Consider the following 25,858-nt stretch of genomic DNA (forward strand, 5'->3'; position numbering starts at 1 on the left):
CGTGTAACGTTGCCCGAGTTCCGGAACACACCGCACGGTGGCACGGACACGATCCGTTTCTTCCGGGCAATGCCATGTCACTAAGACATTTTTGGAGTATCTGTGAGCACAATGTTGCCGCGCCGGCGAGGTGTGGTACGTGCTACCGGGGTTCTCGTGGCTTCGGCCGTCGCCGGTGGAGGTGCCATCGCCTCGTCCACGGCGGCGCATGCCGACGAGAACGACCTCTCGGTAGCCGTGCAGGAGTTCGCCGCGGCCGACTTCACCGAGCTGGCGTCCGATCTGCCGGGCGCGCTGCGCGAGGCCATCGAGCGCGACCTCGGGCTCGAGCCCGCGCAGTACCTGGCGAACGCGGAGGCCGCGCGGAACGCGGCCGACGTCGCCACGGCGCTGCGCGAGAACGGCGTGGACGTCCTCGGCACGTCCATCGACGGCCAGGACGTCACCATCAACGTCGAGTCCGAGGACGACGTCGCCGCGGCCGAGGCCACCGGCGCGAACGTCGTGGTGGGGCTGCTGGGGCTGCTCGAGAGCGAGCGCGAGGTCCAGCCCGCTGCCGACCACAAGGGTGGCTACGGGTACGCCTACCAGACCGGCGAGCCGAACGATCAGGGCCAGGTCCCGCTCGGCCGTTGCTCCGTGGCGTTCAGCGGCTACGACCCCGAGGGCAACGACCGGTTCCTGACGGCCGGGCACTGCGGCACCGACTCGACCACCGGTGAGCAGTACACGTACCCCGTGCACCATCTGGATCTGAACGAGCCGATCTGGGGCACCGAGGCCTGGACCGAGTCGTTCCCCGGACCGGAGCTGGGCGAGTTCGTCCCCGGTTCCATGAACTACGGCGGACAGCACGACGGCGGTCTCGTCGACATCACCGCGCCGGACTGGACGGGTGTGCCCCAGGTCGCCGGCTGGGCGGGCGGCTCGGGCGCCCCCGACGAGGGGTCCGTCGACGTGCTCGGAACGATCGCGCCGGTCGCGGGTGCGCAGGCGTGCAAGTCCGGAGCAACCTCCGGCTGGACCTGCGGCGAGATCCTCGTCCCCGAGCAGAGCGTCCCGGTCGGCGAGCAGGACGTGACCGGCTTCGTCTTCAACGCCTGCATGCTCGGCGGCGACAGCGGCGGGTCGATCGTCGTCGGTAGCTACGCCCTCGGCGTCAACAGCGGTTCGACGCACGAGCAGCGGACCGAGTGCGACACCTGGGACCCGGCCACCGGCCCGGACGACACCACCGGCGACTACAGCATCGGTTACGCCGTCGCGGGCGGCCAGTACAACGCCAACGACCTGTTCGCCGACCAGTGGGAGCTCGCGGTCTCGATCAACACGCCCGAGGTCACCAGCCCGGGCGAGGGCGCCGAGACCGGCCCGACGCCGACGTTCACCGGAACCGTCCAGGGCGGGCGCACGACCCACCTGGCCCGGCTGGTCATCGACGGCGAGAAGAGCTACCAGGCCAAGGTGACCAACGACGGCACGTTCGCGGTCAAGGTCCCGGACGCGCTCCAGCCGGGTGAGCACACCTACGAGCTGCGCGTCACCTACCGGCAGTACTCGACATCGGAGACGGTCACGGGGACGTTCACGTCCACCGAGGCGCAGATCGAGCAGCTCGCGGTGTCGTCGCCGACCGACGGTCAGGTCACGGGCACGGCGCGTCCCGACTTCACCGGCACCGGCCACCCGGGCGCGACCGTCGTGCTCTCCGCCGGCGGGAACGAGCTGGGCGAGGCGACCGTCGGTGACGACGGGAGCTGGACCATCACCCCCAGCGCGGACCTTCCGGTCGGCGAGCGCTTCGACGCGGTCGTGACCCAGCGTTTCGAGGGCGACAGCCAGCAGGTCACCGTCGCCGACCTGGGCATCCGCGAGCCCGCGGTGACCATCACCGCGCCGGAGGACGGGGCCACCGTCGCCGGCGACGTGGTGTTCACCGGGACCGCACATCCGGGCGCCACGGTCGAGCTGCAGATCGAGGGCACCGTCACCGAGTCCGCCGGTGCCGAGACGGCCGCCGAGCAGTGGAAGGGCGACCTGCAGATCGACGAGGACGGCGCGTGGACGTTCACGCCCGCCGAGCCGCTCGAGGACGGCGAGTACACGCTGACCGCGTCGGCCACCCGCGAGGGCGGCGACCCCGAGCTCGTCGAGTCCGAGGACACCGCGTCGTTCACGGTGGCCTCCGACGACGGCGGCGCGGCCGGTGGTGACGAGGACGGCGAGGAGCTGCCGGACACCGGCTCGTCCAACACCTGGATGATCTTCGTCGGCATCGGCCTGCTCGTGGCCGGCGGCGCCGCCGTCGCCATCCGGGCGCGGCGGAACAGCACCACCACCAGCGCCTGACGGCTACCGGCCACGAGCCGGGAGCACCACCGCCCCGGGCCCGCTCACGCGGGTCCGGGGCGGTTTCGTCTGTCTCGGCATATGCGCTCTGCGCTGCGACGACGTGCCGTGAAAGTGATGTGAAAGTGCGGACCCCTAGCATCGTGTGTGCGCAGCGGACGCCGTCGGTGCGGGCCAGGACGTCCCTGCGCTTCGCAGCGCACCGCCACGGGGGCGGTGCAGCGACACAGACCGGCCCCGCAGGTCCGTGCCCGGCCTGCGGGGCCGCCTCGTCAGGCGGACTTCTTCGCGATCTTCCGCGCCTGCTTGAGCGGCACGTCGTTCGCCTCTTCCGGCATACGCCACACGTCGGTGCCGCCCATCAGGTTGTAGGCGAGGACCCTGATGCGCGGGGCACCGCGTCGCGGCGCCCGGGTGCTGCCGTGCTCGCCGGTGCCGCCCATGACGGAGAACCCGCCTACATGCAGGTCGATGGTGTCGGGCACGTAGATGTCCGTGCCGCCCATCCAGTTGACGGCGACGATGGTGGTGTCGTCGGCGCTGAGCTCGGCGTTGCGCAGATCGATGGTGTGCCCGCCCATGACGGCCACCGCGGTGACGCGCCGGCCGACACCCCAGCGGCCGCGCTTGTCGCTGCCGCCCATGACGGCCAGGATCCACCGCGTGAGTTTGCGCCGGGAAGGCTCGGGCGCCGGCGCCGAACGGTCGGATGCGGGGAGGTCGGTCACGAGCTGGTCGATCTCGTCCCGCGTCGTTGCCCGGTAGGCGAGCGTGATCCGCTCCTCCAGCTCGGCCAGCGTCAGCCGGCCCGTGGTGGCGTGCTCGGACAGCGCCTCGACGACCTGTTCGCGCTCGGCGTCCGACGCGCGCAGGCCTGAGGGCGTCGCCCGCTGCGGCGGCGGGTGGACGCCGTCGTTGTCGGCGGGTGACGGCTCGGTCGTCATGCGGTCAGAATAGTCGGCGATCCGGTCGTCGTGGTCCACCTGTCAGTGGACGTCCGACGCGGGCCGCGCCCGGGCCTGCAACGCGGTCACGACGTCCACGTCGGCCGGCAGCCACGCCACGTCGTGCCACCGGCCCGGATCCAGCAGGCTCACGCGGTCGTGGTCTTCCAGCGGTGCCGGCTCGCCCGCGGTGACCACGGCCCACCACACCCGCATCCGCAGCGACCGCGTCAGCGGCCAGCATCCGTGGACCGGCCCGGGCACCTCGGCGCCGAGCTCGACGGTCACCCCGAGTTCCTCGCGCAGTTCACGGTGGAGGGCGAGCACCGGCTCCTCACCCGGGTCGACCTTGCCTCCGGGAAGTTCCCAGCCGCCGGCGAGTTCCGGCGGAGCGCTCCGGCGCGCCGCCAGCAGCCTGCGCGGACGCGTCAGGTCGTCGACGATGGCCGCGGCGACGACGAGGGTGTCCGGCACGGGCACTGATTCGGTCATGAATCGACATCCTGTGTCAGAAGGGTTTATCGGGGCGGAACGGCCGGAAGCGTCTATATGATCTTGACACGTACAGTAAGGTCACTCGTCGTCGAAAGGACGAAGCGTGACGTTGCGGCAACCTCGGCACCGACGGCCGAGGAGACTCCCCCTGTACATGCGCCTGAGCGCGTTGACACTCGCCCCGGTCGTGGCGGCCGGCGCCTACGTCGTGCTGACCGACGAGACGCCGACATCCGCGGGCATCGTGTATGCCGGGGTCGACAGTACGACCAGCGGCACCGACCCTGCGACACCGGACCCCACGATGAACGGCACGCCGAGTGCGCCCACCCCTGGCACGTCGCCGACGGGTGAGGCCTCCCGGACGCCCGGGCCCGGCGGAGGTGGCGGGTCCGAGTCGGATGCGCCGTCCAGCGATCCGGCCGGCGAGGACGGTGAGCCGGACTCGCCGCCCGACGACCCGGCCACGCCCGAGGTGCCCCCGACACCGTCGACTCCCGGCACGCCCCCGGTGAGCCGGCCGCCGTCGCCCGACGATCCGGTGACGAGTGATCCGGAGAATCCGCCGTCGGACCCGACGCAGCCTTCGGAACCACCGGACCCGACCCGACCGCCGGATCCGACGCAGCCACCGGACGAGACGCCCGACGATCCGATCGAGCCGCCGGAGCCGGATCCGACGGTGTCGCTGCCGCCCGACCTCACCGGTGCCGAGCGTGAGCTGGTCGAGGCCACCAACGCCGAGCGCGCGAGCGCAGGCTGCCCCGACCTGCGGGTCGACGGCGCCCTGACGAGTGCCGCGCGCAAGCACAGCACCGACATGCGCAACCGCCTGTACGTCTCGCACGTCTCGCCGGACGGCAGCACACCGGCCGACCGGGCCACCGAGGCCGGATTCGACGGTGCGGTGGGCGAGACGATCCGCTACGGCGCGTGGGACGCGGAGCGCGTCGTCGACCGGTGGATGTCCCACCCGGACGACCGGTCGAAACTCCTGGACTGCTCGTACACGTCGATCGGCGTCGGCCGGGAGTCCGGGCTGCTGGGGACGTGGTGGACGCAGGTGCTGGGCCGCGCGTGAGGCCGATGCCCGGTGAGCCGGGTGAAAATCCGGTCGCCGGGAACGGACCGGTGCCCATACCGTGAGTGCCGTGCAGACCGCGACACTCGAGCCGCTGGCCGAGCGGGCCGTCGCGCCCGAACGGATGCCGGAGCTACCCGACGACGCCGGCCTGACATGGCGGGCCGTCACGGCCTCCGACGTCCCGGAGTGGTACCGGCTGACCAGCGTCGTCGACGACGCGGACGAGGCGCTGGAACGGCGGACGCAGGCCGAGCTGGCGCAGATGTTCGAGGGCGGGTGGCGCGACGCCCGCAGCGACTCGGTGGCCGGTTTCGACGTGGAGGGGCGGATGCGCGCCTACGCGTGGTCGGAGTTCCGGCCCGCCACCGAGGGCACGCACACCCCGGTCGGGTTCGGCGCCGTCCATCCGGACGACCGGGGCCGCGGACTCGGCCGTGCGCTGATCGCCTGGACCGAGGCGAGGGCACGTCGACAGCTGGCCGGGGCCGACGTCAACCTGCCGGCCCGCATCTGCTTCTACGTCGACGAGCACAACGCCGGAGCCCGCCGGCTCGTCGAACGGGCAGGCTTCGAGCCGCGCCGGTGGTACGTCGGGATGCGGCGCGACCTGTCCGCGACGCTGCCGGCGGTCCAGGTGCCGGACGGTCTCGCCGTCGTGCCGTACACGCGGGAGCGCGACGAGCAGGTCCGCGAGACCCACAACGAAGCGTTCGCCCGGGACCACTGGGGCTCCAGTCCGCTGGACGCGGAGGCGTGGGCGCTGAACGTGATCGGTGGTGAGGCGTTCCGGCCGGACTGGAGTTTCGTGGCGCTGGACACCGCCGGCACCGTCGTCGGATACCTGGTGTCGGGTGCGTACCGGCAGGACTGGGAACCTCAGGGCTACACCGAGGGGTGGACCGACCTGGTGGCCGTCCGGCGCCCGTGGCGGCGCCACGGTGTCGCGGCGTCGTTGCTGACCGTCGCGATGCGCGCCTACGCCGCCGACGGCATGCAGTACGCCGGCCTCGACGTCGACACCGACAACCCGACCGGAGCGCTCGGCCTGTACACCCGGCTGGGCTACGAGCGCCAGCCGGGTGCCGTCCTGCTCACCAAGGAGATCTGAAGGCGTCACCGCAGGTCGCGGCGGCGGAACATGGCCACACCCGCCGCGACGGTCAGCACGGCCAGGCCCGTCAGCAGGACCAGCGGAGCGGCCTGCACGGACTCGCCCGGCAGCCGAGGCGTGTGCGCGAACGGCGACAGCTCCAGCACCCAGTCCGGCAGCCGTATCAGGGAGCCGAGCAGCGCGGCGACGACGCAGCCGCCGAACACCGCCCACACCAGCGCCACCGCGCGTGGGACGGCGCCGATCAGCAGCACCGCCAGGCCGGTCAGCGCCCAGACGGCAGGCACGTGCGCGAGGGCCGCGCCGAGCATCCGCGGCACCTGCGCCGGGTCCTGTGTCAGCGTCGCGTAGGCGACCCCCACGCCCAGGCCGCCGGCGAGCGGGACCACGACGCCGGCCAGCAACGGCGCCACCAGATGGCTGAGCATCCAGCGCGGCCGGCTCACCGGCGTGGCCAGCAGCGGCTCGACCCGGCCGGCGGACTCTTCCGTGGACAGGCGAAGTGCCGAGGTCAACGTGCATCCTGCGGCGCCCAGCGCCAGCATCAGCAGGGTGAGAGCCAGGAACGCGTCGGTCGGGTTGCCGCCGTACGCGCCGATCCAGTCCTGGAGACCGTCGCTGTCGGCGACGATGTCGTCCATCTCGTCACCCACCGAGCCGAACGCCGCGCCACCGGCGAACACGCCGACGGTCCAGCCGAGCAGCGCACCTCGCTGAAGCCGCAGCGAGAACCCGACCTGGCGCAGCAGGCCCGGTGCCGCCCGGGCGGGGCCGGGCCGTTGCGGCACGAGGCCGGCGCCGACGTCGCGGCGGCGCTGCAGGACGACCGCGGTCGTCAGCAACAGTCCCGAGGCCGCGACCACCAGGAGCAGCGGCCACCACCGCTCCGACGCGAACGGCCGAGTGGCCTGGGCCCAGCCGAACGGCGACAGCCATGACAGCCCGGACTCACCGACGTCACCGGCGGCACGCACCACGTAGGCGACGCCGACGACGGCGCCGGCCATCGCGTTCGCGGTGCGGGCGTGCTCGGTCAGCTGAACGGTGACGCTCGCGACCCCGGCGAAGACGACGCCGACGGCGCACAGCGAGGCTCCGAAGGTCAGTGACCCGGCCGTCGGCAGGCCGAGGGCGACGAATCCGCCGGCCACGACGGCGCCGATCAGCAGGTTCGCGCCGACGGCGACCACGACCGCCGCTGCCAGGCCGGCGTGGCGGCCGAGGATCCCGGCCCGGAGCAGTTCGGTGCGGCCGGACTCCTCCTCGGCCCGCGTGCTGCGGCCGACCAGCAGGATGCTCATGAGCGCGACGGCCACGGCGGCGTATCCGCCGACCTCGAAGACCGCTGCGCCGCCGGTCGTGTCGACGGCGTGCGCGGGGCCGTTCAGCGCGATGGCCGCGGGGCTGGATCCGGCGGTTTCGGCGTAGGCCTGCAGGTCCGCCCGCGTGGGGTACAGCTCCTTGATCCCGGATGCCGTGGCAAGCACGAGTCCTGCCAGGCCTGCGACCCACAACGCCAGGCGCACCCGGTCGCGGCGGACGTTCAGGCGCAGGATCGTCGTCGTCCCGGTGAGTTGGCTCATCGTGTGGCATCCGCGGTCGTGTCGGCGGTGGGCGTGTCAGCGGTGTGATCGATGGCGCTGTCGGTGGTGTCGTCGCCGGGCGCGGCGTCGTAGTGGCGCATGAACAGCTCTTCGAGTGACGGCGGGGCGCTGGTCAGCGTCTGGACGCCGTAGCTGGTGAGCTGCCGCAGCGCCTCGTCGAGATGTTCCCCGTCCACGTCGAAACGCACCGACGTGCCGTCGGCGGTGAGGTCGTGCACCCCGGGGACCGTGCCGAGCCCGGCGGGCGGGCGATGCGTGCTGGCCTCGATGGTGACCCTGGTCAGGTGCCGCAGTTCGGTCAGCGAGCCGGACTGCACGGTTCGGCCGTCGCGGACGATGCTGACCCGGTCGCACAGCTTCTCGACCTCGGCGAGGATGTGGCTGGACAGCAGGACGGTCCGTCCCTGCGCCGCGGCCTCGGCGACACAGTCGGTGAACACCGCCTCCATCAGCGGGTCCAGCCCGGACGTGGGCTCGTCCAGGATCAGCAGCTCCGAGTCCGAGGCGAGCGCGGCCACCAGGGCGACCTTCTGCCGGTTGCCCTTGGAGTACGTGCGGCCGCGTTTGGTGGGGTCGAGCGCGAAGCGCTTCAGCAGCTCGGCACGGCGCCGCGAGTCGATTCCACCGCGGAGACCGCCGAGGAGGTCGATCACCTCGCCGCCGGTGAGGTTGGGCCACAGGTTGACGTCGCCCGGTACGTACGCGAAGCGACGGTGCAGGTCGACGGCGTCGGCCCACGGGTCCCGGCCGAAGACGGTGACGGCGCCCGCATCGGCCTTCAGCAGACCGAGCAGGATCCGGATGGTCGTGGACTTGCCGGCGCCGTTGGGACCGAGCAGCCCGTGGACCTCGCCGGTGTCCACGTGCAGATCGAGCCCGTCGAGTGCCCGGGTGCGGCCGAACCGTTTCCCGAGGCCCGTCGCATCGATGACGGTGGGCATGCGCTCCTCCGCTTCGAGAGTTACTATCACTTGGGAGTAACTGTCTCACGACCGCGGAAGGAGTTGCAAGTGACTGTCAGTTTTTGGGTGACCAGATAGCATCGGCCCGATGCGCGCCCAGCTGAGCCTTCGCGAACGGAAGAAGCTCCAGGCGATGCGGCGAATCCAGGAGGTCGCGCTGGAGCTGTTCGACGAGTACGGCTACAGCAACGTCACCATCGAGCGCATCGCCGCCGAGGCGGAGGTGTCACCGAGTTCGGTGTACCGCTACTTCGGCACCAAGGAATACGTCGTCCTGTACGACGAGTACGACCCGGTGGCCGTCCAGTCGCTGGACGACGAGTTCGCCGCGCAGGATCCCGTCGCCGCGCTGCGCCGCGTGACCACCGACATGGTCGAGGAACTCGAGTCCCGTGAGGTCGACCTGGTCCGGAGGCGGATGCGCTACGCGATGACCGAGCCGGACGTACGCGCCGGCATGGGCCGCCAGGTCGAGCAGATCACCACCGAGATCCGCGGGCTGCTGGCCAAGCACACCGGACGCGACCCCGGCGACCTCGACGTGCGCGTGTTGGCCGCGGCGCTCGTCTCGGTGTTCATGACCGCGATCGAGTACTGGCACGACACCGACTACCGCGAGCCCCTGCACACCGTCCTGGACCGCGCGCTCGACGTCATCGACGGGATCACGCTCGACCGGCCCCGCGGGTAGTCGGCACGGGCGGCCCGTGGGCTCAGCGCAGCAGCGCCGCCCGCTCCAGAAAGGTCACGACCGCCGCGTTGAACGCCGCGGCCTGCTCCATCGGCAGCGTGTGTCCCGTGCCGGGAATCACCGCGCTGGCCGCGACCTGGGCGTCGGCTTCGATCCGCGCCGCGACGTCGTGGACGTCGGACGAGTCGAGGTCACCCACGAGGACCAGCACCGGTGCGACCAGTTCGGCGAGGCGCTCGGTCGCCCCGAGCTCGCGCGGCGTCCCCGAAGCCGAGGCGTGCTCGCGCAGCATGTCCATCGCCATGCGTTGGCAGCGCTGCCGGACGGTGTCGTCGACCTGTTCCGGTGACCGGTGCGGCCCGTCGACCCAGGCTCGCAGGAAGTACTCGACGTAGGCGTCGGCATCACGTGCCTGCGCCGCGGCCGCCTGGTGCTGAAGCAGCGTCAGGATCGCGGGGTCGGACAGCTGCATGCCGCTGACACCGGGGCTGGCCAGTACCAGCATGTCGACCGCGTCCGGGTGGGTGAGCGCGAAGTCCACCGCCGTGCGCGCACCGTGCGCGAGCCCCACCAGGCAGGCACGGGAGATCTCCAGGCCCTTGAGCAGCGCGAGCAGATCGTCGTGCGGTGCATAGTCGGCGACCGGCGTGGACGACTGGCCGTGCCCGCGTGCGTCGTACCTGATGACGCGGTAGCCGGCCCGGACGAACGCGTCGACCTGACCGTCCCACATCCGGTGGTCCAGGCTCGCGCCGTGCAGCAACACGAGCGGTTGACCTGCCCCGTTCTCGTCGAAGAACAGTTCTCCGTCGTGGACCGGCAAGCGGCCACTGGTCATCGCACGTCTCTCCCGTTCCGTCGTCGTCGGACCCTGGCGACTGACGCAAGGTATGACAGATCACGATGCTGCCGGTAGCGAAGTCCATCTCGTGGGCACCGTCGCGCCCGGCCCGGCGCCGGCCCCGGGGCGGCGGCTGCCGACCCGTGGCGGACTCTGTCGGACCCGGCCAGGAGGATGGGGTCTTGCACACCACCCGACCGTGGAGGCGCGCATGGCCCACCCGGAGCCGCCGTCGTTCGACGACGACGCCGTGGTCGAGCTGCTCCGGCAACAGCTGGAATCGTTGTGCCGGCAGGGCTGGCTACCGGTCGACCTCGTCGAGATCGTGCGCCGCCGCGCATCCGGCGACGCCGTTTCGTTCGTCGTCGACGCCGTGGCGGACTGGAGCGCGCGACACCCTGCGGCCACGATGCATCCGCGCTGGTCGGAACAGCTTCGTACGGTGGGCGCCACGGTGTGGTGGGACGCGCGGCATCCGTATCCGGGGCAGTGGGCGGCACGGTGGCGCGACGGCGACCGCCGCGTGATGCTGACGGCGGCGCTCGACGTGCTGGGCGTGCTCCGGCGGCTGCCGCCGTTGCAGCGCATCGTGCCGGCCCCGGGCGAGCAGACCTCGACCGCCGGCACCGGTGCGGCGGTCGACGACACGATGCTCACGCGTGTGCGAGCACTGCTGGCCAAGGCCGAGTCGACGACCTTCCCGGACGAGGCGGAGGCGCTGTCGGCCAAGGCCCAGGAGCTGATGAGCCGGTATTCCATCGAGCAGTCGGTGGCCGCCGGCGCCCGCCCGGCCGGTGCGCTCGCGTCGGCGCGTCGCATCTGGCTGGACGCGCCCTACGTCGGTCCGAAGACGCTGCTGGTCGGCGAGGTCGGCTCGGCCAACCACTGCCGTACGGTGTCCAGCGAGCGGCTCGGTTTCACCACCGTGCTCGGCGACGACGTCGCACTCGACGTGGTCGAGGTGCTGGCCACGTCCCTGCTCGTGCAGGCGACCAGCGCGATGGTCGCGGCGGGAACGCACGGCGGTGCCGACGGACGGTCCCGCACCCGATCGTTCCGGCATTCGTTCCTGCTGTCGTATGCCACCCGAATCGGTGAACGGCTGCGTGACACCGCCGGTCGCGCCGAGGCCGAAGCCGGCACTGATCTCGTCGCGATCCATGCCGAACGGCACCGCGCCGTCGACGAGCTCTACGAGACGCTGTTCCCCACCGTCGCGCAGCGGTCGTTCACCGCCGGTAGTTCGGCCGGTTGGGGAGCCGGACGCAGCGCCGCCGACCAAGCGGAGCTGACCGGTGGACGGCGCGAACTCGACGTGGGGAGCTGAACGCCCGCGACGGGGCTGCGGTCACCGTGGCGCAGTGCTGGCCGGGGCGACGGTGGCGACGAGCCAGCCGCCCGCCGCCTCGTCGTGGACCAGGCCCACCTCCAGAACCATGCCGGTGTCGTACGTCAACACGCCGCCTGTCGTGTCGCTGTCGCCTGGGGCGTCGATCCGCACGCCGGTGAGCGTGCCGGTGGGGATGTCGGCGATCGGCACGTTCCGGTAGCGGGCCGCCTGGTCGTCGGTCAGCCAGGACGACAGCGCGGCGAACCATGCTTCCTGACCGAGACCTGTCCGCGTGAAGGTCCGCCCGAATCCGCGCGCCACCGCCGCCCACGACCGCGCGCTCTCGTTGGTCGCCGGTGCGGTCGGTGAGCGATCCCGCGGCGCCGGCGGCTGTGGCGGTCGCGACGGGAACGCGGCGGACACCTTGGCCGCGTGCACATCCTGCGCTGGCGGGCCTGACGGCAGCGAGACGTCGCCGGTGTCCGGCCGTGAGCTGACGATGGCGCCGACGGCGGCGAGACCGCTCAGTGCCACCAGGGCGACCAGCAGCCAGAGCCCGTGCCGACGCACCGTGGTCACCATCCGTCGCGCGAGAGCGGGGTCGTGGTCCGGCATCAGATGAGCACTCCTTCGCCAGGGAATCTCACCCTCTGTGGGTGCGCGGATCACCCCTCGGTGTGACACCGGCCGTACTCCGATGGCCGCCGATCCGTCGTCCAACGGGGCTGGGCACTAACGGCCGGGACGTTCCAGCCCGGTCATGATCCGAACGGTGGCGTGCCCGGTTGCCTCGAGGGCGGTGACGCCGACGAGCGAGAGGATCCGGGCCGGTTCGGTGGCGCCGGTCCGGACGACGATCGTGTCGCCGCGCACCGCCACGCTTCCGCGCACGCCTGCGGCAGCGAGATGGCTCCTGGCCGCGGCCAGTGCTCGTGCACGGTCGATCCCGCGGGATCCGGAAACCACCGCGCCGTTGATCTCCTGACCGGCGGCCCGCGCGGCCTCGGCGGCGACGTTGTCGGCGCGCTGCTGGGCGGTCATCTGCGCGCGTCCGTCGACCACCAGCCCCACCATCGCGACCAGCGCGAGGGCCACGACGACCACCATCAGGGTGATGCTGCCCGCCTCGGCGTGGTGCCGGTGACCGGCGCGGCGCAGCGGCATCGTCACCGCTCCCGGTAGGTGTCGACCGGGCTCACCGCGGTGGCGGAGACCGTGATCGAGGGCAGCGTCAGCGGCAGGTCCGCGACCTTCAGCGGGCATGCGACGGTCACCGACACCCGGCCCGTTTCACCGGCGGCGCCGAACCCGGACGTGTCGACATCGACGAGCACGTCGAGGCAGGACAGTCCCTGATCGCGCAGCGAGAGGCGTGCGACGTCGGTGGCGGCCGCCTCGCCCGCGGATGGGCTGCGCTGCAGTGACGCCGCGCGAGCAGCATCTGCGGCGGCCTGGTCGACGGCGCCGTCCGCGATGGCGTGCCGGCCCGCGTACGTCAGCAGCGCCAGCAGCAGCAACAGACCGGGCGTGAGTATCGCGAGCTCCAGCGTCGCCGAGCCGCGGTCGCGCGCCGCGGCGGCGCCGGTCCTCCGGCGGCTCACGGGTCGGTCCAACGCCGGATCGGCGCCGTGGACGACTGGCTCACGTCGATGGTCCACCCGGGGACGAGGGTCGTCGACTCGCCGGTGACCGTGACCGTCACGGAACCCTCGCCGACCTCCTGGGAGATCTCGTCGACCCGTAGCAGCGACGTGCTCGCGGTGTCGGCGACGAACTCGGCGGCGCGCGCGGCGCCGTCGCCGCTCTCACCGAGGCTGCCGGCGCGTGCGCCTTCGTGCGCCGCGGTGAGCGCGACGTTGCGGGCGTGGTACCAGATGCCGGCCTGCACGATGCCGAAGATCAGCAGGAAGACCGCCGGCCACAAGACGACGGTCTCGAGGGTGACCGAACCGTGCTGGCCGTTCGGGAGAGCGCGACGGTGTCGTGGTGTGGCCAATGCGCTATCCGATCTGCATGGCCACCGGCGCGGCCAGAATCAGCATGAACACGACCGACGTCGCGGCGAGCGGTGCGGTGGCGCGTTCGGTGCGGGCTCCGGCACGGGCGTGGTCGCCGGTGAGGATCTCGTTGCGCATCGTGGACGCACGTACGCGCAGGATGTCGTACACCGCCGCGCCCTCCCGCGCGGACAGCCGCATCACGTCCGCGGTCTCGGCCAGTTCGGGCAGCCGGAGCTCGTCTCCGACGGTGCGCAGCGCATCCCAGGCGGGGGTGCCCGCCCACCGGGCCTGGGCCAGTTCGTCACGCAGGCGCTGGAAAGCCCAGGAGTCGGCGATCGTGGCGGCGGACTCCAGAGCCTGCGTCGTCCCGGCGCCGGCCGCGCGCTCCAGTGCGACGAGGTCGACGTAGGAGGTCATGGTGCGCCGGAACTCTCGTCGTGAGGTTCTGGCCAGGTCGGCGACGTTGTACAGCGGCAGGTAGGACATCGCCGCGCCGGTGACGAGGCCGACACCCGCGGGCACGGTCAACGGAAGGGTGACGCCGTTGACGGCGAGGGCCAGCGTGCACGCCGGCGGGAGTGCGAGACCGATCGCCCCGTAGAGAGCACGCTCACCCAGGTACCGGGCCACGCTCGTGCGCAGGAGCGCGAGGTCACGATGCGGGATGTGCAGGAGAGCCGCACCGGAGGTGCGACGCAGGACGACCCTGCCCAGCCGGTCGGTACGGCTGTCGCCGCCGATCAGGTCGACCGTCGACGACGTCGTCGCGGTGAGCCGCGCCGCCGTGTGCGCGGCATGCGGCTGACGTATCCGCTGCCCCAGTAGCTCGCGGAACAGCAGGATCAGGCCGGTTCCCGCGCCGAGCCCCAGCAGGATGGCGAGTTGGACGGTCGAGATCACGCCGGGCTCCCCGGCACCGCATCGGCCCCGGCGAACAGCCGGGGTTGCCGGGGCGTACGCGTGATGTGACGCATCCACAGCAGGCACGCCACGTAACACCCGAGAAGGCCGGCCAGGATCAGCTGCCCCAACGGCGTTCGGTAGGGCTCTGCGTACGGCGTGAGCAGCATCATCCCGAGTCCGGTGGCGCTGATCATGGTCACGAGCCGGGCGGTCGTGCGTCCCTTCGCCTGCTCGGCGTCGACCGAGCGGCGCACCCGGACGTCGTCGCGGACCGCCGCGGCCAGGCCGTCGAGCACGCTGCTGAGCTGGCTGCCCCGGCGCGTCGCGCCCAGGATCAGCGCCGCGGCCAGGAAGTCGCCGGTGGCGTCGTCGAGATCGTCGGCGAACGCCCGCAGCGCCACGGTGGTGTCCCACCGTGCGTGCAGCCGCGCGACAAGCCTGGCCACCTCGGTCCGGATCGGAGCTGGCGTCGACTGGACGCTGGTGGTCAGCGCCTGCTCGATGCCGACACCCACCCCCAGCACACTGGAGAGATTGTGCGCCCACTCGCTCATCGCCTCGAGCCGCGCGATCTCGGACTTGCTCGACGACGTCTGCAACAGAACGGGTAGACCCCAGACTGCGGCGGGCAGGACGAGCACCGCGAGCACCCATCCGCTGACCAACCACACCGCGAGCCCGACGGCAGCGGCGGCGGCCAGGCGGCGGCGGGATCGGCGCTCGGCCGGCGTGCGCCCACGTGCCGCGGCCACCCGGCTGCGTACCCCGCCGCGACGGGGCCGTGCCGCATCCACCGGCACCTTGACCAGGCCGATGCCGGTGGCCGCGAGTCCGCCGACGCCCGCGATCGCGGTGAACGCGGCGATCATCGGTGTCACGACGGGTCCCTGCCGACGGCATGGCTGCGGCGGGTGTCGTAACCGTAAGCGGCGAGTTCGGACATCCACGCCGGCGCCGACGCGGCGACGAGCTCGCCGTCCGGTCCGGCCCGGAACACGTCGGTGACCGCGGGCATCCCCCGCTCACCGGGCTCCAGGGCGATGATCTCCGCGACCCGACGGGTACGCCGCATGCCCTCACCGTTGCGGACATCATGCCGTTCGACGTGCACGACGAGATCGATGTGCTGCGCGATCTGCCGGTAGGCGAACTCCGCGGTGATGTGGGGTCCGGCTTCCATGGCGCAGGTGACGATGCGCTCGATGGCCGCACGGGCGGAGTGCGCGTGGATGGTCGACAGCGACCCCGCGCCGGACTGCATCGCCTTGAACATCGGCAGTACTTCTGGCCCGCGGACCTCACCGACGATCAGCCGGTCGAGGTTCATCCGCAGCGAGTCGTAGACGAGGTCGTCGAGGGTGATCTCGCCGACCGCGCGCCCGTCCGGGCCGCGCTCACCGCTGCCGGGCCGCGACTCCCAGGCGATGATGCGGTGGTGCCGGTCGCGCATGTGATGCAGACCCAGTTCGTACTCCGTCTCGATGGTGCCGAGCTTCTCCTCCGGATCGATCTCGTTCGCGAGGGCGCGGACCAGCGTCGTCTTGCCCGAGCCCATCGATCCGGAGACGAGCACGCTGCGCCGCGCACGCACCGCGGCGCGCAGGAACCCGCACGCTTGCGGCGTGAGAGTGTCGCGTTCGGTCAGATCGGACAGGTCGACGTCGACGAGCCGATGCCGCCGGATCACGACGACCGGCTGGTGTGTCGTCCAGCCGGATGCCGCGAGCCGGTGCCCGCCGTGCAGGTGCAGGTGAAGACTGGGGCTGGCCGTCGAGAACGTCCGTTCGTGCGCGCCGCCGCGCGTCGCGAGGAACGCGAGCATGTCGACCAGCTCGTCCTCGGTGTCCACGATCGGGGGTTGCCGAGTGATGGCACCGTCAGCGTCGATGACGACCACCGGTTCGGCGCCGTAGACCTCGATGTTCTCGACGGTGGGATCGTCGAGAAGCGGTTGTAGCCGCCCGAGGCCGAACAGCGCATCGAAGACCGCCTGGGCGAGTGCGGCCTGCTGCTCGACGTCGATGGCGGCGTCGCCGTTCGTGACCGCCTCTCGTACGTGCTCCTCGAGGATCTGCGCGATGATCTCGCGCCCGATGTCACGTCGGCTTTCCTCGCCGGTGCTCTCGTCGACCTGGTCGGACAGCCGTGCCGCCGCCTGCTGACGGAGGGCGCGGACCTGGGCCCAGTCGAGCGCGCGGTCACCATCGGCTCGGGTGACGGCCGGACCGGGCGGGCGCCGGCGACCCGTCGTGGATCGCTGTGTCGGCATCGGCATCGCGGTGAGGATCTCACGTGGGCTCCGCGGGGGCGGCCGGTCGTGATCGACGGCGGATTCCGGTGGTGCGTCGAAGATGGGCAGCCGCGTGATGTCGGCGCCGTCCGGCGGGTGGCTCATCCGGAACGCACCTCCACGGCCCTGTCCGCAGGCCCCTCGAGCCATTGACGTCGGCGTTCGCAGGCGGCCAGCAGTTCGGAGACGGCGTCGCGGCCGGAGCGGAGCAGCCGCGACCGGCTCAGGCGCGTCAGCCCGGTCCGGACCCGGTCGTGCCCGTTCAGTCGGTCGGCCGCGACCGGGTCCCACGCCATCGAGGCCCACACCGGAAGCGTGGTCGCCGCGGCGGCCTCGGCGGCGCGGTGCGGGCGGCCGGCACCGACCAGGACCAGGCCGCGTCGCTGGGCCGCGGCGTCGGTTTCCGCCCCCGGCAGCTGGTCGACGTTGGCGCGCACCGAGACCAGGTCGTCCAAGCCCGTCCGGGAAACCACGGCGAGCAGATCGGCGGCTCGCAGTAGCGGGTCTGGGCCGTGGCGCATTCCGTACCGTCCGGCGTCGACGATCACGTCGACACCCTGGCGCCCGAGACCGGCGAACAGGACGCTCAGCGACGACCAGAACCCGTCGGACAACGAGCCCGTCTGTGCACGCGTCGCCAGTCCGGGCAGGACGAGGCGGCTACGGTCCTCGGTCAGCGGGATCGTCTCGTGGCGCAGGCTTTCGAGGGTCATCGCACCATTGCGATGGGCCAGTGCCATGGTGATCAGATTGCGCCGGTGGTCGTACTCGCCACGCAGGTGCCCGGCCTTGACGCTGCTGCTTCCGCTCACGTCCGCCTCGACGAGCAGCACCGGCCGTGGCCATGTGAGGGTGGCGACGAGGGCCGTCGTCGTGGTCCCGGGAGCGCCGCGCGCGGACGTCAATGCCACGACCGTCACGATTCGGCGCCCGTGTCGCCCCCGGCGGGGGTTTCCCGGAGATCCGCGGCGGAGTCCAGGACGATGGCCACGCGGCCGGTGGCGACCCGGGCGACCAGCGTGCCGGCAGCATCGTCGGTGACGAGCACGTCCACGATGCGCATCCCGTTGTCGTCGAGGCGGGACACACCCACTACCGTCGCGGGTGTCGACGCGGGCGCCGCCTTCGGTGGGGCGTCGCCCTGACGCGGTGTGTCGAAGATCCGGACCGGGTCGCCGGGAACCAGCTCCTCTCGTGGCGTCTGCGCCTTGGTCACGGCCACGCCGACGATGGTCTGGCCCGCCGCCGGTAGCTCACCCGCCGTCACGGACGCCGGCGTGAGCAGGGACCCCGCGGTGAGGTCGGCGGCGGCGCGCTGGCCCACCACGTGATCCCGCTCCGCCACCGCGACCGGATCCAGCGCCGGGTCGGGGACGGCGCGGGCACTCGTCAGATCGGAGTCGGAGATGACCTGGCCGCGGTGGACGTCGGCGGCGACCGCCAGGACGGGCACCGTGTCACCGCTGCGCTGGGTCAGATAGGCGGCACCGGCGCCGCAGACGGCGAGCAGGGCGAGCCCCAGGCCGATCATCGCGGGACGTCGTCGATATCGCCGGTCAGCGTGCCCGATGTCGGCCGGACCGTGCTCGGACGCGTGGGCATGCGGATCGCGGCCGCGTCGCGACGCGACGGCGGTGTCCGCATCGCTCGAGTGGATCATGGCGGCTTCCTCGGTGTCCGTGAGAATGTCGGATCACGTGACGACAGCGGCGCGCGTCGTCGGCAGTGACGGCCGAGATCACCGAATGTTAGTGATCGTGTCGACCGTGTCAAAACGAGGGGATCGGGAGCGGTCGCCGTGTGACCGTGTCGCCGCTGCGAGAACCTTGGTCGCCCGCCGGCAGCGTTGCCGGACCGCGGCGGCGGTCAGTCCCAGCCGTGCCGCGGCGGCGTTCGCGCCGCCCGCCTGGCCGGGCCCGGGGCAGTACACGCCGGTGAGCAGCGCCGCATCGTCCGCGTCGATCGCTCCGACGTCGACGCCCCAGGCCAGCGTCTGCAGCAGTTCGAGAGCAGGCGCCGGCGTCGGCGCGGTGAGGACCGACTCGGGAGTCTCGGTCACGAGGTGGTCGGGGATCTCGACGGCTCGGTCGTCCAGCAATGCGGTGAAGTACCGCAGCGCGTCCATGCTCAGATTGACCGACACCTTGCTGCGTCGTCGGCGGACCGGATAAGCGGCGATGGCCTGCCACAGGCCCGCCACGGCCGCGGCGGTCAGTTGTGCGAGATCGCCACGGATGCCGTGTGCGCCGTGGCGGTGTGCACGGCGGGCGAGGTTGACCGCCCGGCCCAGCATGACTTGCAGCACCAGCCGGCCCGCGAGTTCGTCCGCACCGTCGATGTGCCGGGCGAGCAGAGCGAGCAGGAGCTCGTCCGCATCGTCGGGCCGGTGCCGGCGTGCGTGAGCGATGACGTCGAACGCGTCGGAGAGGCAGGTGCACCATGCGAGCGGCGGGAGACTCCAGTTTCGCGGCACCGGGCGGCCGCCCAGGACCGACCACTCGGCGTTCAGTTGATCGGTGATGAGGCTGTCGTGCCCGCGTGCGGCGGTGTCGACGGTCATGAGAGTGGGGCTCCTTCCGAGCGGGTCGCGCTGACGGAGGTAGCCCATCGCCGGCCGGTAGCCCTGCGGATAGCCCTGGAGGCCACCGGTCGGTTGCCCTGGACGGATCTTCGGTTGCCCCCGCGGCGCGAGCACGGTCGTGGATCAGGCAACCTGGGCGGCTTCCGGATTCTGGAGGCGTCCGTGTCACGATCCGTGACTCGGTGTCACCCACAGGTTCAGACACGGAATGGGGGTTTTGCGGAATGAACCACACGCCCCGGTGGCGGGATCGGCACCTCACACGCGCCCTCCGAGGCCTGGGGGCGCTGGTGATACTGGTTGCCCTCGTCGCCGGTGTTCCCGGGATGCTGTGGGTGATCGACGGTTCACCGGTGTCCGGCGGACTGCCGGAGCCGGATGCGATCCGGCACGCGGTCACGCGGCCCGACGACGGCACGTTGTTCCTGAACGCACTGATCCTCGTCGGATGGTTCGGGTGGGCGACGTTCGCACTCAGCGTGCTGGTCGAGATCCCGGCGGCGGTGCGGGGCGTCCCGGCGCCCCGGTTGCCCGGACTGCGGGCCCAGCAGCGGTTCGTCGCCGCGTTGATCACCACGGCCGCGACGGCGGTGCCCACGGCACAGATGGCCGCGGCGAACACCCCGGCCACGGTCGTCGCCGTCACTGCTGGCACCGCCGCCACCGCCGCTACCGCTGGCACCGAGCCTGTGGCCGCTGTCGCCGGTGCGGGCGAGCGCGGGCCGTGGAAGCCGGCGCCGCCGGTGACGCGTGACCTCCTCGAGTCCCCGCCCGACGGCGCTCGGAGCTACCGGGTCGTTGCCGGCGACACGTTGTGGGACGTCGCCGGTGCGCAGCTCGGAGACCCCACGCGCTACCGGGAGATCTTCCACGCCTCGACCGCGACCGTGCAGCCGGACGGGAAGCGACTCACCGACCCCGACGTCATCAACCCGGGGTGGACGCTGACCATCCCGGGCAGCTCCACTGACTCCGCGGACGAGCCGTCCCGAGCGCAGGAGGACGGACGGCGACAGCTCCGCCATCCGACCTCTGCTGCCGCGCCGCAGCCGACGACGCCGGCGCCACCGGCGACGCCGGCGCCAGCGGCACCGGCCCGCACACCTGACGTCGAGTACGACGACACGTCGGTGGGCGCGGTCGGGGGTCTGCCCCGTCATGCTTCCGATCAGGCTGCGGACGCGCTGGCCGACTGCCTCGGTGCGGGTGACACCGGCGTCTCCGAGGTCGAGGACGACGCGAGTCTCGGTGGTCTGCTCCGCACCGGTGGTGGTGTGGGTGCGGTGCTCGCCACCGGGCTGATCGGCGTGCTCACCGCGCGCCGCGGCGTACGGCAACGACGACGACGGGCCGGCCAACGGCTCGCCGCGGCGGCCGCCCCTGATCACGCCGCCGAGGTGGAGCTTCGCCACGTCGCCGACCCTTCCGGCATGGAGCTCGTCGACCGGACGCTACGAGGACTGGCGGTCGAGCTGGGCCGGAGCGGAAGACCGGTGCCGACACTGCGGGCGGTCCGCCTGGCGGGCGAGACGCTCGAGCTCTACCTGGAGTCCGCGACCGAACTGCCGCCGCCGTTCGTCGATCTCTCCGCGGGCCGGTTGTGGAGCGTTCCGGCCGTGAGCGACGTGCCGGGCGCCGATCCCGACGACCAGCCGGCTCCTTATCCGAGCCTGGTGACCCTCGGCCACGATCACGAGGACGGCCTGCTTCTCGTCGATCTCGAGCGGCTCGGCGTGCTGCACGTCGACGGCCCCGATCCGGTCGCGTCCGCTGTGGTGGCGGCCGTCGCAGCGGAGTGTGCGACGAGCCCGTGGGCGGATGATCTCAGGGTGAGCCTGGTGGGTGGCGCCGACTGGGCACACCTGGACGCGCTCGAGACCGGCCGAGTCCGGCGAGTGGACGATGTCGACCGTCTTCTGGACGAACTGAGCGTCCGAGCCGCGGACGACCGTCGGCTGCTCGCCGAGGCCGGAGCGGACGGTGTCGGCGCCGCCCGCGGACGGCACGTCGCCGACGCCACCTGGACGCCCGAGATCATCCTGACCGACGAGCGACTGCCCACCGAACAGCTACGCAGGCTGGACGCCCTGGTGGCCGACGCTCCACATGTCGCCGTCGCGGCCGTGACGCGCGGCCCGGCGCCGACCGGACGGTGGCAACTCAGGGTCTCGGGCGACCCGGAGGCGCCGGCAGGCGTGCTCGAGCCGCTCGGCATGCTCGTCCGTCCGCAACTCCTGAACCGCTCCACGGCCGACCACATGGTCGGGCTGCTGCGGACGGCCGACAGCGGCGTTGTCGGGACGGCCACGGCCGAACCCGATCTCGACCGCCTGCCGGTGTTGCCGGAAGCCGGACACCGCGGGTTCGAGCCTCTGCTCATGGACGTGACCGACGACAAGTCAACCGAGGACGGGCAGGCAGCGTCGGCCGAACCCCGGCAGCCGGAATCGCCCGGACGTCAGGTGCCGACGCTGGCGATGCTCGGCCCGGTCAGCGTCGTCCACACGGCCGAGCTCGGAGAGCGCAACAAGCGCGGACAACTCACCGAGCTGGCGATGTTCATCGCGATGAACCCGGGGTGCGACGTCGACGCCATCGACGAAGCCATCTGGCCCGGTTCGACGGTCACCCGGATCACCAGGAACACCGCGATCTCCAAGCTCCGTCGATGGCTGGGAACCGATGCGCACGGCGCTCCGCTGCTGCCACGGACCGAAGGACGGTACGCGTTCCTTCCCGAGGTGCGTAGCGACTGGCAGGAGTGGTGCGACCTCCTGCCCGACGGTCCCGCGTCCGCGAGCACGTCCGAGCTGCGCGCGGCCCTGGCGTTGGTCCGCGGGCGCCCGTTCTCCGGCCGCGGCCGGAGGCCGTACGCCTGGGCCGACCACCAGGCGCAGGAGATGATCGCGGCGATCGTCGACGCGTGTCACGAGTTGGCCGTGCGGATGATGAACGCCGGCGAGCCGCGAGAGGCGTTGCGGGCCGCGTTGCTCGGGCTGACGGTCGAACCGGGCGTCGAGCTGCTGTGGCGCGACCGTCTCAAGGCGGAAGTGCAGCTCGGAGACCGCTCCACGGTCCTGGCCAGCGTGGAGCAGTTGCGCGTCACCGCGGACGAGCTCGGTGGCGATCTCGAGGACGACACCGAGAGGTTGGTCGAGCAGATCCTCCGGCGACAGGCACGGACGGTGCGGGCGGCGTCGGCGGGCGCGTCCCGGCCGGCCGGTGAACCGTAGGCTGTGAGCATGACGGAACAAGGCGCGCAGGCAGCGTTGGAGGCATCGGGTCTGGCCTACGAAATGGTCCGGCACGGCGTGGTGCACAGTCTCGAGGAGGCCGCCGCGGCCCGGGCTGTCGATCCTTCCGCGATCGTCAAGACCATCGTGGTGCGCCGTGCCGACGACGACTACGTCTTCGTCCTCGTGCCAGGCGATCGCACCATCGCCTGGCCGAAACTCCGGGCTCTGCTCGATGTCAGCCGCCTGTCCATGCCGGATGCGTCGACCGCGCGCGACGTGACCGGTTACGAGCGCGGCACCATCACGCCGTTCGGAGCAACCCACCCCTGGCCGGTCATCGCGGACGGACGTATCCGCGGCCGGACCGTCTCCATCGGCGCCGGCGCGCCCGGCGTCGCGGCCACGGTCGACGGCGACGCGTTGATCAAAGCCCTGGAGGCCACGGTCGCCGACGTCACCCAGTAGCCGGCGAACCCGGCCGGGTCCGGCGCGTGGCGAGTGCTTCGGCCATCGTCGTGAGCGTGGGCGAGCAGCCGCGGTCGATCTTGACCGTGGCCAGGTCGTCGCCGCGGGTGGATCCGCGGTTGACGATCACGATCGGGCGATCGGTCTTGTGGGCGCGGCGAACGAACCTCAACCCGGACATCACCGTCAACGAGGAGCCGGCCACCAGCAACCCGTCGGCGTCGTCGAGCATCGCGAAAGCCTTCTCGACACGCGCCTTCGGGACGTTCTCTCCGAAGTAGACGATCTCCGGCTTCAGGATGCCGCCGCAGTGCTCACAATCGGCGACCCGGAAGTGCGCCGTCGCTTCGATGACGGCGTCGGCGTCCGGTGCGATCTCCGCGTCCGGCACGTCATCGGCGAAACCGGGGTTCAACGCGTCGAGCCGCTCGGCCAGGTGGTCACGCGAGATGCGGCGGCCGCAGGTCAGACAGATCACGCGGTCGTAGCGGCCGTGCAGGTCGATGACGTTCCGGCTGCCGGCCACCTCGTGCAGGGTGTCGACGTTCTGGGTGATGACGCCGTTCACGCCACCGAGGTCCTCCATCCTGCGCACGGCCAGGTGACCGGGGTTGGGGCGGGTCTCGTGCACGTGCCGCCAGCCGACGTGGTTGCGCGCCCAGTAGTGGCGACGGCGGTCGGGGTCGCCGACGAACTGCTGGTAGGTCATCGGCGCGCGCGGCGGGGAGTCCGGGCCGCGGTAGTCGGGAATTCCGGAGTCCGTGGAGATGCCGGCGCCGGTGAGGACGGTGACGCGCCGTCCGGCGAGTAGCTCGACAGCCCGGGACACGGCCGGCGGCATCGTGGCGCCGGGTTCGGAGCGGTCGAGCACGGCATCGAGCCTATGTCGGCGACGTCGCCGCCTGCATCACGAGGCGATCCGCATCACGCGGCGTTTGCGCGCATCACGAGGCAGGCAGGGTGAGTTCGGCGTGTTCCATACATGCCCGACAACGCGATCAAGTCAGTCGTCGGCCGGGATGTGCTGGGCGAGGACGGCACGGTGGGTCTCGCGGGCCTCGTCGCGCAACTGGCGCCCGGGCTCGGTGGGCGACACGAAGATCGCTCGGCGATCGTCCGCGCACATCGCGCGCACGACGCGGCCAGCACGCTCGAGCCTGGCGACGGTGCGGGACAGCGCGCTCTGGCTGAGATAGATGTCGGTCGCGAGGTCGTGCATGCGCATCTTGGCCTGCCCGGACTCGACCAGCCGGTCCAGCACCTCGAACTCGCTGAGGCCGATGCCGTGGTTGTCCTGCAGGTCTCGTTCGAGGGCGCAGGCGATCTGGTTGTAGGTGGTCAGAAGCTCACGCCAGCGCGCGATCAGCCCCCGTTCCACCAACTGCGTCATGGAGTGCACTCTAACACCGCCAGCGCGACGATGCACGGACATTAAATGATTGTGCATCTCATGCACACGCATGTAACGTCTCGGCCGTGACTCCTTCCGCCACGTTCCCGTCCACTTCCATACCGAACGAACAGCGATGGACGCCCCGGCTGTGGGGCGTCCTCGCGATCCTGTGCCTGGTGATGTTCCTCGACGGCCTCGACGTCTCCATGGTGGGCGTCGCACTGCCGTCCATCGGGGCCGAACTGGGGCTGTCCACCGCCTCGCTGCAGTGGATCGTCAACGGCTATGTCCTGGGCTTCGGCGGACTTCTGCTGCTGGGCGGGCGCACCGCCGATCTGCTCGGCCGGCGGCGGGTCTTCCTGATCGCGCTGGCCGTGTTCGGCGTCGCCTCCCTGGTCGGCGGTCTGGTCGACGACGGCGGCCTGCTCATCGCGACCCGCTTCGTCAAGGGCGCGGCGGCGGCGTTCACCGCCCCGACCGCGATGTCGATCCTCACCACCACGTTCCCGGAGGGGCACGCCCGCAACAAGGCGTTGTCGATCTTCGCCGTCTTCGGCGCCAGCGGGTACTCCTCCGGGCTGATCCTCGGTGGTCTGCTGACCAGTGCCGGCTGGCGGTGGAACTTCCTGATGCCGGTGCCGCTCGCGGCCATCGCCCTGGTCGGCGGCTATCTCCTGATCCACCGTGACCGGCCCGCCGCGACCGGTGGCTACGACCTGGCCGGCGCGGCGACGCTGACCTCCGGCATGTTGCTCGCCGTGTACACGGTCGTCTCGGCGCCGGAGCGTGGCTGGACGCATCCGCTGACGCTTGGTGCGTTCGTGCTCGCGGCGGTGCTGCTGGCGGTCTTCGTCCGGGTGGAGCAGCGGGTGGCGCATCCGCTGGTCCGGCTGGGCATCCTGCGCATCGGCAGCATCGTGCGGGCCAACCTCGGTATCGTCGCGATGTTCGGCTCGTACCTGAGCTTCCAGTTCATGCTGACCATCTACTTCCAGTCGGTGCTGGGCTGGTCGCCGCTGCGGATGGCCTTCGCACTACTGCCCGCCGGGCTGATGGTGGCGTTCGGGTCTCCCGCGATGGGCCGGGTCATCGACCGCTTCGGCACGCAGCGGCCGATCGTCGTGGCCATGGCGGCCTTCAGCCTGGGCTACGTGCTGTTCCTGCGCGCCGGTGGTGACGCCGACTACGTGACGGACATCCTGCCCAGCGTGCTGCTGATCGGCGTCGGATTCACGCTGGCGTTCTCGTCGATCATGTCGCAGGCGACGTCAGGTGTCGACGACTCCGAGCAGGGTCTGGCCTCCGGGCTGGTGCAGACATCCGGTCAGGTCGGCGCCGCCGTCGTGCTGGCGGTGACGACGGCGCTGGTGACAGCCGGTTCACACTCCGGCGAGGCCGCCGGGAGCATGCAGTTCGACCAGTTCCGGCCGGGGCTGGTGCTGGTCACCGGACTGGCCGTCGCCGGAGTGCTGGTCATGCTCGTGCCGATGCTGCGGCAACGCCCACGGCGGGGGCCCGGGCAGCTCCCCGGGCCCGACGAGGACGAACGGCTGGACGAGCCGGTGTCGGTCTGATCGAT

The 25,858-nt window shown here is 71.7% G+C and carries 25 protein-coding genes; 8 read left to right on the plus strand and 17 right to left on the minus strand.

Annotated elements, in window-relative coordinates; translation table 11 throughout:
• The first annotated feature begins 156 nt into the window (after positions 1–156).
• Positions 157–2,349 carry an Ig-like domain-containing protein gene (locus CLV30_RS26330; protein ID WP_106536539.1) on the plus strand — a complete coding sequence of 731 codons (2,193 nt, stop codon included), beginning with the start codon at positions 157–159 and terminating at the stop codon, positions 2,347–2,349.
• 272 nt (positions 2,350–2,621) lie between these two features.
• Here CLV30_RS26330 and CLV30_RS07300 read toward each other — a convergent pair whose 3' ends face one another.
• Positions 2,622–3,293 carry a DUF1707 SHOCT-like domain-containing protein gene (locus CLV30_RS07300; RefSeq protein WP_129710868.1) on the minus strand — a complete coding sequence of 224 codons (672 nt, stop codon included), beginning with the start codon at positions 3,291–3,293 and terminating at the stop codon, positions 2,622–2,624.
• Between the two features lie 42 nt (positions 3,294–3,335).
• The gene (locus tag CLV30_RS07305; protein ID WP_106536541.1) at positions 3,336–3,785 is read right to left on the minus strand and encodes an NUDIX domain-containing protein; all 450 of its coding nucleotides are present in this window, start codon (positions 3,783–3,785) and stop codon (positions 3,336–3,338) included.
• Between the two features lie 157 nt (positions 3,786–3,942).
• On the opposite strand from CLV30_RS07305, the gene CLV30_RS07310 reads away from it, so the two are divergent.
• Complete coding sequence (locus CLV30_RS07310; protein ID WP_106536542.1) at positions 3,943–4,869, plus strand: CAP domain-containing protein; 927 nt, start codon at positions 3,943–3,945, stop codon at positions 4,867–4,869.
• Between the two features lie 70 nt (positions 4,870–4,939).
• Positions 4,940–5,980, plus strand: coding sequence for a GNAT family N-acetyltransferase (locus CLV30_RS07315; protein ID WP_205740518.1), 1,041 nt, complete (start codon positions 4,940–4,942; stop codon positions 5,978–5,980).
• A gap of 5 nt (positions 5,981–5,985) precedes the next feature.
• Here CLV30_RS07315 and CLV30_RS07320 read toward each other — a convergent pair whose 3' ends face one another.
• Entirely contained in the window at positions 5,986–7,566 is a 1,581-nt protein-coding gene (locus CLV30_RS07320; RefSeq protein ID WP_106536543.1) for an ABC transporter permease, read from the minus strand.
• Positions 7,563–8,528 carry an ABC transporter ATP-binding protein gene (locus CLV30_RS07325; RefSeq protein WP_106536544.1) on the minus strand — a complete coding sequence of 322 codons (966 nt, stop codon included), beginning with the start codon at positions 8,526–8,528 and terminating at the stop codon, positions 7,563–7,565. Before CLV30_RS07325 ends, CLV30_RS07320 begins: the two co-directional genes overlap by 4 nt.
• Before the next feature lie 109 nt (positions 8,529–8,637).
• Between CLV30_RS07325 and CLV30_RS07330 the strand changes: the two genes are divergently transcribed.
• On the plus strand, positions 8,638–9,240 hold the full coding sequence (locus CLV30_RS07330; protein ID WP_106536545.1) for a TetR/AcrR family transcriptional regulator: 603 nt from the start codon (positions 8,638–8,640) through the stop codon (positions 9,238–9,240).
• A 22-nt stretch (positions 9,241–9,262) separates the two neighbouring features.
• Here CLV30_RS07330 and CLV30_RS07335 read toward each other — a convergent pair whose 3' ends face one another.
• A complete protein-coding gene (locus CLV30_RS07335; protein WP_106536546.1) occupies positions 9,263–10,078 on the minus strand; it encodes an alpha/beta fold hydrolase in 816 nt (271 codons plus the stop codon).
• 214 nt (positions 10,079–10,292) lie between these two features.
• Here CLV30_RS07335 and CLV30_RS07340 point away from each other — a divergent pair, with 214 nt between their 5' ends.
• Positions 10,293–11,408, plus strand: a complete 1,116-nt coding sequence (locus CLV30_RS07340; RefSeq protein ID WP_165358463.1) for a DUF2786 domain-containing protein — start codon at positions 10,293–10,295, stop codon at positions 11,406–11,408.
• A 21-nt stretch (positions 11,409–11,429) separates the two neighbouring features.
• Here the strand turns inward: CLV30_RS07340 and CLV30_RS07345 are convergent, their stop codons facing one another.
• From CLV30_RS07345 to CLV30_RS07390, 10 genes are all read right to left on the minus strand, one after another.
• On the minus strand, positions 11,430–12,026 hold the full coding sequence (locus CLV30_RS07345; RefSeq protein ID WP_106536548.1) for a hypothetical protein: 597 nt from the start codon (positions 12,024–12,026) through the stop codon (positions 11,430–11,432).
• A 117-nt stretch (positions 12,027–12,143) separates the two neighbouring features.
• Complete coding sequence (locus tag CLV30_RS07350) at positions 12,144–12,575, minus strand: pilus assembly protein TadG-related protein (RefSeq protein ID WP_165358462.1); 432 nt, start codon at positions 12,573–12,575, stop codon at positions 12,144–12,146.
• A gap of 2 nt (positions 12,576–12,577) precedes the next feature.
• Positions 12,578–13,012, minus strand: a complete 435-nt coding sequence (locus tag CLV30_RS07355) for a TadE/TadG family type IV pilus assembly protein (RefSeq protein ID WP_106536550.1) — start codon at positions 13,010–13,012, stop codon at positions 12,578–12,580.
• Entirely contained in the window at positions 13,009–13,407 is a 399-nt protein-coding gene (locus CLV30_RS07360; RefSeq protein ID WP_106536551.1) for a TadE/TadG family type IV pilus assembly protein, read from the minus strand. Before CLV30_RS07360 ends, CLV30_RS07355 begins: the two co-directional genes overlap by 4 nt.
• Before the next feature lie 4 nt (positions 13,408–13,411).
• Entirely contained in the window at positions 13,412–14,311 is a 900-nt protein-coding gene (locus CLV30_RS07365) for a type II secretion system F family protein (protein ID WP_106536552.1), read from the minus strand.
• Positions 14,308–15,183: a type II secretion system F family protein gene (locus tag CLV30_RS07370; protein WP_106536553.1), complete on the minus strand. Its 876-nt coding sequence runs from the start codon at positions 15,181–15,183 to the stop codon at positions 14,308–14,310. Before CLV30_RS07370 ends, CLV30_RS07365 begins: the two co-directional genes overlap by 4 nt.
• 5 nt (positions 15,184–15,188) lie before the next feature.
• Positions 15,189–16,709, minus strand: coding sequence for a TadA family conjugal transfer-associated ATPase (locus tag CLV30_RS07375; RefSeq protein WP_165358461.1), 1,521 nt, complete (start codon positions 16,707–16,709; stop codon positions 15,189–15,191).
• Positions 16,706–17,515 carry a hypothetical protein gene (locus tag CLV30_RS07380; protein WP_129710867.1) on the minus strand — a complete coding sequence of 270 codons (810 nt, stop codon included), beginning with the start codon at positions 17,513–17,515 and terminating at the stop codon, positions 16,706–16,708. Before CLV30_RS07380 ends, CLV30_RS07375 begins: the two co-directional genes overlap by 4 nt.
• A gap of 5 nt (positions 17,516–17,520) precedes the next feature.
• Entirely contained in the window at positions 17,521–18,264 is a 744-nt protein-coding gene (locus tag CLV30_RS07385; RefSeq protein ID WP_106536556.1) for an SAF domain-containing protein, read from the minus strand.
• Between the two features lie 78 nt (positions 18,265–18,342).
• Entirely contained in the window at positions 18,343–19,164 is an 822-nt protein-coding gene (locus CLV30_RS07390) for a hypothetical protein (RefSeq protein WP_106536557.1), read from the minus strand.
• A gap of 311 nt (positions 19,165–19,475) precedes the next feature.
• Between CLV30_RS07390 and CLV30_RS07395 the strand changes: the two genes are divergently transcribed.
• Both CLV30_RS07395 and CLV30_RS07400 read left to right on the plus strand, forming a co-directional pair.
• Entirely contained in the window at positions 19,476–22,418 is a 2,943-nt protein-coding gene (locus CLV30_RS07395) for a BTAD domain-containing putative transcriptional regulator (RefSeq protein WP_129710866.1), read from the plus strand.
• 9 nt (positions 22,419–22,427) lie between these two features.
• Positions 22,428–22,886 carry an aminoacyl-tRNA deacylase gene (locus CLV30_RS07400; protein WP_106536732.1) on the plus strand — a complete coding sequence of 153 codons (459 nt, stop codon included), beginning with the start codon at positions 22,428–22,430 and terminating at the stop codon, positions 22,884–22,886.
• On the opposite strand, the gene CLV30_RS07405 is transcribed toward CLV30_RS07400, so the two are convergent.
• Complete coding sequence (locus CLV30_RS07405) at positions 22,876–23,727, minus strand: NAD-dependent protein deacetylase (protein WP_106536733.1); 852 nt, start codon at positions 23,725–23,727, stop codon at positions 22,876–22,878. The two genes, CLV30_RS07400 and CLV30_RS07405, sit on opposite strands and share 11 nt — an antisense overlap.
• Before the next feature lie 162 nt (positions 23,728–23,889).
• Entirely contained in the window at positions 23,890–24,276 is a 387-nt protein-coding gene (locus CLV30_RS07410; RefSeq protein ID WP_205740516.1) for a MarR family winged helix-turn-helix transcriptional regulator, read from the minus strand.
• A gap of 86 nt (positions 24,277–24,362) precedes the next feature.
• Between CLV30_RS07410 and CLV30_RS07415 the strand changes: the two genes are divergently transcribed.
• A complete protein-coding gene (locus CLV30_RS07415) occupies positions 24,363–25,853 on the plus strand; it encodes an MFS transporter (protein ID WP_205740515.1) in 1,491 nt (496 codons plus the stop codon).
• Positions 25,854–25,858: the final 5 nt, after the last annotated feature.

Origin of the sequence: Haloactinopolyspora alba (assembly GCF_003014555.1) — a bacterium.
Classification (GTDB): Bacteria; Actinomycetota; Actinomycetes; order Jiangellales; family Jiangellaceae; genus Haloactinopolyspora; species Haloactinopolyspora alba.